Source organism: Herbaspirillum sp. B65, assembly GCF_000333555.1.
In the GTDB taxonomy this organism is placed as follows: domain Bacteria; phylum Pseudomonadota; class Gammaproteobacteria; order Burkholderiales; family Burkholderiaceae_D; genus Herbaspirillum; species Herbaspirillum rubrisubalbicans.
The window spans coordinates 1-8,183 of the sequence record NZ_BADI01000223.1; the positions used below are offsets into that span (position 1 = coordinate 1).

Annotated in this window: 4 protein-coding genes and 2 pseudogenes; 1 reads left to right on the forward strand and 5 read right to left on the reverse strand. The window is 50.9% G+C overall.

The window, feature by feature from the left end; all coding sequences use genetic code 11:
* Window positions 1-1,560: 1,560 nt before the first annotated feature.
* Entirely contained in the window at window positions 1,561-2,100 is a 540-nt protein-coding gene (locus I5W_RS32360; RefSeq protein WP_199901710.1) for a UvrD-helicase domain-containing protein, read from the reverse strand.
* Complete coding sequence (locus I5W_RS05700; RefSeq protein WP_044528516.1) at window positions 2,093-4,405, reverse strand: ATP-dependent nuclease; 2,313 nt, start codon at window positions 4,403-4,405, stop codon at window positions 2,093-2,095. The genes I5W_RS32360 and I5W_RS05700 overlap by 8 nt, the downstream gene beginning before the upstream one ends.
* Window positions 4,406-4,942: 537 nt before the next feature.
* On the opposite strand from I5W_RS05700, the pseudogene I5W_RS31055 reads away from it, so the two are divergent.
* Window positions 4,943-5,052 (forward strand): annotated as a pseudogene (locus tag I5W_RS31055) (NAD(P)(+) transhydrogenase (Re/Si-specific) subunit beta); the annotation flags it as partial.
* Between the two features lie 3 nt (window positions 5,053-5,055).
* Here I5W_RS31055 and I5W_RS31060 read toward each other — a convergent pair.
* The 3 genes and pseudogenes from I5W_RS31060 to I5W_RS31955 all read right to left on the reverse strand — a co-directional run.
* Window positions 5,056-5,994 (reverse strand): hypothetical protein, encoded by a 939-nt coding sequence (locus tag I5W_RS31060; RefSeq protein ID WP_148289040.1) that lies wholly within the window; start codon window positions 5,992-5,994, stop codon window positions 5,056-5,058.
* A gap of 233 nt (window positions 5,995-6,227) precedes the next feature.
* Complete coding sequence (locus I5W_RS05705; RefSeq protein ID WP_044528517.1) at window positions 6,228-6,905, reverse strand: hypothetical protein; 678 nt, start codon at window positions 6,903-6,905, stop codon at window positions 6,228-6,230.
* A gap of 268 nt (window positions 6,906-7,173) precedes the next feature.
* Window positions 7,174-8,183 (reverse strand): annotated as a pseudogene (locus I5W_RS31955) (hypothetical protein); the annotation flags it as partial.

An 8,183-nucleotide genomic window follows, 5' to 3' on the forward strand; every position in this document is an offset into this window, starting at 1 on the left:
AATTTTTCCCGGCGGCCTGTCGGCGTGCCGCTTGCAAGCTCGCGGATTGCTAATCAGCATCTTCCATCGAGTCAAGCGACCGTCCGGTTTTGACTCCTGATGCCTTCGGCCTGGGGGCTGAGTGCCCCGCTTGCAAAATTCAACGATGCGCGATTTATCCTGCCTCAAAAACGGCTTGAGTATGGATAGAGTCTCCTTCAAAAAGACCAAGCTGGCGCAAATGTGCATCAGCCTGTTCGGGATCAGCCGTGAAGAGGACGACTGCCAAGTCTTTTAGCGCCCTTGTGCAGCTCACGTAGAAAAGACGGCGTGTTCGATCCACAGTCGTTTCTTCCCCAGCCTCGATGTGTTTCCGGTCGGTATCCGAAAGCGCTTTGAGACCAAGGTATTTTTCATAGGAAAATTGGAAATGGGTACTCTCTGCATCGTCTAGCACGACGAGCACCCTATCGAATTCAGCCCCTTTTATGCCTTGCTGCGTCCAAAAAGGTGAACGCTCCGAAATGTAGGTCTGGTACGCCAGAAGCTGTGTAGCCGGGCACGCCAGAAAAGCATCCATCGAGGCCATTTCCTTATCGGACTCATCGTCTTCTTGGTCGTCGTCATTTTCTTCTCCTTCTGCGGGCCGGGTAGGTGGAGCTGCTTCTGGGGCCAAGTAAGATGCTAGCCGGGGATCAAGGATTAGTAACCCTGCGGCATACACTTGCTTCAAAAGATCGCCAATCGTTACGTTGGAATTCCCGGCTATGCCTTCTGCAATTGAGGCAACAAGATCTCTAAGTGCTTTAAGCCGTTCTGCGACGTTCGCCCCGGCTAGAGTGTCCTTTTCAAGAAGGGGCGAATACTCTCGGATCAGCCGCATCACTTCGAGCTGTCGCCCCTCTGTATGGGCAATCGCTATCGGAATCAGAAATTTCACAAACGGTGAAAGAGGCCATGCAGAGCCATCCAGAAAACCGTCTTTGAATGCTGTCGGTGCTTTGGAGTTGAGCGCCGAGTAAAGCTCTCCGAACCCTAAGCGTTTCGCGGCCATCTGGTGAACAATGACAAGAAGCTTGACCTGCTCTTGGTCATCATCACCAAGTCGCCAGCGATTATCACCAGTTCGCACCGCCATCCAGTCGCGCACTCTAGCCAAGTTGGCATCTCGCGTGTCGTCCGCTGGCAAGATGAAAAGGTGGGCGGAACCTTCAGGAGTTGGCATGATGCCCTCGGGGCCTAGACGTCGGCCAGGAACCTGAACGAGGTCATCACCATCGCGACGAATAGCGTTTGCAAGATTCAAGACCTTAGTTGAACACCGAAAATTCTCCGGCTTCGGAATGTCGGCCCAATTGGGTGCTGCTTCAACTAAACCGGTCCCCGTGGCATAAATGCGTTGCATCGGGTCGCCGAAGAAGCCAAGGCAAAGTGTGACACCGGGTTCGCGCTCAACGGTCTTCAGTGCTTCTATGACGTCGGTGGTCGTGTCCTGACTCTCGTCCACAAATACGAAAGGAAATTGGCGTGCGAGAAGGGTGCGAAAGAGAGGCCGCTCAGNCATGAGGTAGGACACAAGTCTCAAAATGTCATCGTGCCCCAGAATTCTTTTACGTAGTCGCTACCTGTTCCGTATCGGAAGCCTTTGACTGTAGCGATCCGCCCCGACTGCCTGCGGAGACGCTCCAGGTCGCGGGTGTCTTTGTCCTTTGTGCGCTGTTGAACCCTGGGGCCATAGCCAGCCTGTTTCTGTTCAAGCGTCTCAATTTTCTCCGCGATACGCGCAGAGACCCAGACGCGGATGTCGTTCTGAAACGGTTTCGCTAGTAGCCACATGAAGCTGTGAATCGTCGAAACGTGAACCAACGGATCACTGCCGACATCCCTCCATATCTCTCCGGCTGCGATCTCCGTGTAAGTAATGCAGGCGATGCGCTGACGGGCTTTCTTCAGTTTCTCTCCGTGTATTCGGATGGCCGATGACAGCCCCTTAATGAGAGAGGTGGTTTTTCCGGAACCGGCACCGGCCTTCATTATGAAGCTGCGCGGCGGAACGTTCCCAAGACAGTTTCGCAGGTCGATGTCTGCCTGGGTGTCCGGTTTATTTGCCCGGCTACGCATGCTCAGCCCCTACCGCGACAGTTTCTACGACGGGACCGGCATCAGGTAGTACGGTCTCAAGTTCGATCCGCACTTCGCCCTTTAGCCAAACCAATCCGTCACGGATGTATGCCGGGACATGCCACGTATCCTCGTTTTCAGTGAGTACAGCGAGCGCGAATTTTGTCTTATCGAAATTTTTCCCCGAAACCTTCTGATGGAGGCCTTTGGCAAGCGCGCTGGGATCGGCGACTCCCCCCTTCACAATTAGGCCAAGAGACTTCATTGCTGCGGCTTGAGACCACTCTGGATTTTCAAGGCCAAAATCCTCCTCAAGCGTGCGCCCGCAAAGGTTTTCAGTGAAACCGTTCCAAGTAACAGCCCGTTCTATCTGATAGGCGACGCGAACCTTTGCACCGTCTACAAGCTCGTGAGTTTTGTCGGCTTCCGAGGCGTTCCGCAAGTCTTCGATCGTTAGCTTGCCAGGAAGCCACTTTATGAGGGTTTGATTCGAGGTCGCAGCGCCTGGCTCATTGGGCAAACAAGCTCTACCATATTTTTTCTTGAGTGGGGCTACCACCGGTTCACCAACCCGATTTTGTCCATCATCCTGATCCTGCACAGCGATGCCTTCCTCTTCATCGGCAGGAATCTCGAACTCCTCGGCTTCCTCATCATCGACTGCATCACCGGCCTCAGGAGCCACGAGGGCGACACTATCAATATCAGTAACGATTAGTGTCGTTAGACCGAGAAATTCTATGAGCGATTGGAAACGATGACCAAAGGCCCCTCCGACCTCCAAAATACATAGACATGCTGATCGGAGAGTTTTCGCCACCTTCCGGATCATTATGGGTAAGAGCAATCTTTCAACATTGCCTTCAACAAGAATAGCGGCGTCTGCGAAGAAGAGGTCGCAGTGCGTCAGCTTCAAATATCTTTCTAGAAAATCCCGATCATCTGGTTGGGCTTGGTAGAAGGCAGATAGATTTAGAACCTCGGTCAACTGTTCATTACCAACTTTCTTCCTGCGGAAGTAGCGGATTGGCTTGAATCCTCGTTCGTAAAGAATGTGCGGCGAGTGGGTCGTTATGACCATTTGGCTACCAAAAATACTTCCGTCGTCGCCTTCTATATTCAGAAGCTCAAGCACATTCCGGATGAATACCTGTTGGAGTTGGGCGTGCAGATGGGCCTCTGGTTCCTCCACGAAAATCAGGTGCAATGGTGGGCGATTGTCCATCGTCACCCATCTCGCTTGGGCGTCCAAGATCTCCACGACCATATAGATCAAATTCTTGAACCCAAGTCCGTTGTAACTGTCGGGAAGTGTGGCAATGTCTTCGCCATCTCCGATCTGGTAGTGGACACGTGCGTCTTGGCTCATGACATGGGCGGGGTCTAGCGCCGACATAATTTTCAATCGCGGGTTATTAATGCCCGGATAACCTAGCTTCGCGAGACGATCAAGCATCGGCTTGAATACGCCATCTAGGTGAATGTTGAGCGCTTGCTCGGAGTCGAACAACGCCTTAAGAGCTGTGTGATCGTCTTGCCTTTGATCAAGGTTACGCTTGTAGAAGCGGCTCAAACGCTTTGATAGGTCTTCCGATCTCCCGCCGGCTTCCGGATTGGGGTCGGCCAGGTGTCGTTGAGCCCCCAAACTGTCGATATGTATAAGCGATTTCAGGATTGTTCCGCCACCCGGTTCTCCACCTAATTCTTCTGGAATATAGTCCCCGATCTCACGGAAATTCTCATCAAATTTGGTATGATCCAAGATGAAGTAGCGCAGCTCATATTCGCTCTTGAGTTCGCGCTGAAGATAGTCCGTCAGGGAGCGAGGCCAAGGAACATATTGTGATCCTGGCGGTAGTTTCGCGGCCTGCTCTGTACCTTTAGCCTTGGCTTCTTGGTAATTTTGAATGAGGTTCGTAGGATTTCGTGCTGCTAGCGAAACCCGTATGCCGACCTTGGTTCCTTCCCATGCTGTACCCGGAAGAAAAGGAATCACTAGATAGAGGTCTGGCGCAGCAACTTCGAACCAGAGATCAAGCTCTATGCTTGGAAGTGAGAGACCGTCGGGAACTGGTTCGGCCGGGTTGATGCCTCCAGCTTCATCGAAAGCTTTCCAACAAGAAGAACTGAAATCATAAAGACTGAAACGATCTCTTCCCACTGTGACAAACGCATGGATGGCCTGAGTTGCCGACGTCTTTCCCGCTGTATTCGATCCTACAAATATGGATATGTCGTCAGCTAGCTCTATATGAGCGTCCTTCAGGCGTCGAAAATTCCTGAGACGATACGAGTGAAGATGCACGAATCCCTCCGCTGTTTTTTATGACTTTCTAGGAGCTGTTTTCGCTAAATGATGACAAAGTGTCGCTTTCTTTCAGAGTCATCACACGCCGTAGCCGAAAGCAGCCATTCATACAAGCAAATATAAAGCGAAAGGCGTCACTATGTCTCCGCTTCGTAGACCGCGCTGTTCCAAGTTCGCTGCTCGCTCATCCCTGACGGGACTGACTAGTGCCGGCCTTCCGCATCCTTGACGTCTCCGGCCCCGTGAGCCTCCGCCCTGCGCTTGCCCATCCGTCGTCTCTGCGGGCGGGGTGTGGCCGGTCTTGCTGTTCCCTTCACCGTATCACGTCGTTCTCGCCAACAAGGGCTGCGCGCGCTTTGCGCGCTTACGTGTGTGTTTGGAGCGTTCAGCATTGATCGCGCCATTTGGCATAGCTCATGGGGCCGGCTAAGACGAAGCTCAGCGTCTTCAGCTGTGATGTGAAGGGCGGCGATGAGGTTCTGGTGTAACGCGTTACACCTGTTACGGTGTTACGCGTCTCCTAGTTCTGGCAAGGCAGAAGGCTACGCGGGCTTGGACAATGAACTGTTTTATATGGATAAAACCATGATAGTGTTCGGGGACGCAAAAAAATTATTGAGGACATCGCGAAGGCGATTGATTGAGATCTAGCATCGCTCTTGAGGTTTCACAAGTGAGACGTGAGGCCACAAATGGGAAGGTGTAACATCGTAAGACTTTGCGCCTTCCACTGATATGAAGACGATCCCATGCTGTGCACCGAAGGACTTGGCGGCATGGGCTATGTTGTCTACTGTTCCAGATAGTCCAAAACCACCTTGTCTTGGCTTGAGTCTCTTGACCTGCACCAAGACTGCTTCCTGGTCACGGCGAGCAACAATATCAGCACGATATTTGTTCGGATTCGGCGAACGCATATCGAGCTCAATATGCACATCAGGCGCAAATGCTGCCACGTACGCCGTCAAAGAACCAATGATCTGACTCTCGTTTTGGGGCGCAGAAATGTGCCTCCTTAAGTTTGCATAGGATGAAACTGCTCGGAGCATAAGTCCACTAAGGGACTGGTCGTCACTGGTCTTACGCAAATCTAGGACTAGATTTGGTGATTCTCGAAGTAAGCGCGCCGAATCAACCTTCGCTAGGTGTTCGGCAATTTGATCCGTCAAGACACATGCAAATGTCGTCACCGATGCCAATGCAATAAGGGCCTCGTTCTCATCAAACACAAGTGTGTGATCGTGGGCGGAAGGGTTTCGCCATTCCTTTCGATAATTAGAGAACTGCGCGAGGACTCGTGGTTTGAATACACTGTTGTTTGAAAAGTAGTTCTCAATCTCAAAGGGCGATGTTTTATCTACAGGTTTAGCAATGAGAACCTTGTATGCCTCCTTGATCGCTCCTTCAAAGGCTTGGTTGCTACGGTAGACAGCATCTGTATAGGCCGTTTCATCGAGATCACGTTGTCCGCGCTCAAGATGGCGAAAACCGACTTCCACATGCAATTCGACTGCACGCAAACCTGGAAGAGGGGCATCAGCAGGGAGCTCGCTGATTTTGCGCCGGAGGGTTGAAAGTAGATCCATGTCTGTTACTGTTTTCTATTTTTAAGAAAAACGCCCTAATTGCCGTGGCCATGAATCTGCTAAGCCGGCCAACCTCATTGTGTTGTCTCGTAAAAGAAATTGCTCATGATCCATATTGTTGCCATTCTTGATCGAAATGAAGATCATTGAGTCAAGAAGTGGAATTCGGATACAGAGATTCGTCAGCGTCGAAGTAGACATACACTTTATCTCGCGATAGCTGGTTAAAGGTATTAATCGGGGCCAGGCTCTTGTTGACGAGACCGTTGTTCTTTCCACTTGCGCTCCTCTTCATCGAGATCAATTCCGTCAACACTCATGAAGAATTCGTGTTGACTATAGCGTTTAATACGAACGAGCTCCGGTGAGTGCCGGCACTTCATAGAGAGATCAATTGGATCTCCGCCAAGTGCGATCGCTGCATCAGAAATAAGATTTCCCACGAGCGACCACGCATCGAATGCTACCTCCAAGAGATCTCTACCTGGGATCTGAGGAATCAACCATGTCCGAACGATCGCGGGTGAAGAATCGCAATCAGGTCCGATTCCGCGCCAAAATTTATCTTTGCGACAGGCCTCCTTATATCGTTCGTAGGCTGCATCCGAACTCTCCCACACCTCAACTCGAAAGGGGAAACTCAGTTTTATCCTCGGACCTTCCATTGTGTAGACTGCGCCGTTGCTCTGCACGGCGAGCATCCCCTGATGGACGATAAAATTGCGCCGAACTTTCAATATTGAATACAAAGAGCTTGCTTTCAACTCTTTTATTTTTGGTTTTATGAGCAAGTGCGCCGACTTGTGCTTCTCCAAATTTTTGGTAAGCAAATCGGGCACGTCAGCGACCGCACGAATGAACGCATTTAATGAATAGCGGAATGCATCGGGTACGTGGTAAGTAGCTTCCATTTGATGCAAATGCCAGTGACACTCCTCCCAGCGGTCAAGAGAATCTTCAAGATGCCTATGGACACAGGTCATAAGTACCCTCTCTACATGAACAGTTGCACGATTCAGAAAGTTTAGAATCTGTGCGGGTGAAAATTACTCAAGAAGCGGCTGTCAGGCGCTGATTTTTCGAACGTACTTTTTATGTGATCAGATCCTTGGCCAGTTGATCATCGTATGGTCCTAATACTGGTGGCGAGAAGAGTCGCCGCAGTCAAAAATCTGGGATTTACCCATCGATATCGTCAAAAATACTACGGCCAAGATCGTGCCTCGTGCTCTGCTCATCAATTGCAATATTTCGCGAAGAAGAGGACGAAGCCACCATTGGATTTTCGCCGATCCACTCTTCAACTCGAAGACGCTCCTTTTTAACAATTCTTCTAATTCGCCAACTCTTAGGATATGTCTGCTCAATGGCATCAAGTAAATTTGAATAGCGCCTCATGTGCCATTCAGGATCATCTTCAGGGTCGCGACTAGATTGATGCTCAAGACGTACCTCTTCAATGCGGGGGAGCGTCTCAGTTCGAAGTTCCTCCCGTAGTTTCCTCAACTCTCTTTCACTAAGCATGGAGCGAAGTTCCGGATCGCTCAGTACGCGTGAGTCTTCGCCACTACGAGCATGTCCACTGACCGCTTCGACTATAACCTTCCGTGCTTCCTCAGGCAGAAGGCCGAGTTTGAACAAGCGTATTGCAAGATCAACTTCGACGGAAAACTCCAGATAGAGCGAGGGCTTAACTATAGAATCGATCAATGTCTGGTCGGCTGCGAGATATACTTCTAAAAATTGTTTGCTGCACCTTCCGGCCAAGAATCTCAATAGCTCCCTTCGAGCTCCCCAACTTGACATCCAGTTGCTTTTGTACGCTGAACTTGACTTATACGCGGTTAAGCGATCAACGATGGAGCCAAACAGAGAATGGGGTAAAACCACCGCACCTTCAATGCCCACGTCTCCGCAGGTTATTTGGCGCATTAACTTTTCCATATCGCTGCCACGCACATAGATTCCAAGCAACTCGGGGCTGTCTTTAAGCATGGCAGAGTAGGCATCACCAATGGTCGGGTGCTTGAAAGTCCAGAAGGACTCTCCGCCCGACGTTACATGTACCGCCAAACTGCCACGAAGCGCTTCGAGTGCTGCGAGGCATGCGCCTAAGCTGCTATCTAATCTTCTCAGTGCATCCTCTTCCGTGACCGTCAGCAATACGGGACTGTAAGGCGTCCATGACA

Coding starts and splice junctions, on each gene's coding strand:
- I5W_RS32360 (WP_199901710.1), bottom strand. CDS start 2,100: ATGCGTAGCCGGGCAAATAAACCGGACACCCAGGCAGACATCGACCTG.
- I5W_RS31060 (WP_148289040.1), bottom strand. CDS start 5,994: ATGGATCTACTTTCAACCCTCCGGCGCAAAATCAGCGAGCTCCCTGCT.
- I5W_RS05705 (WP_044528517.1), bottom strand. CDS start 6,905: ATGGAAGCTACTTACCACGTACCCGATGCATTCCGCTATTCATTAAAT.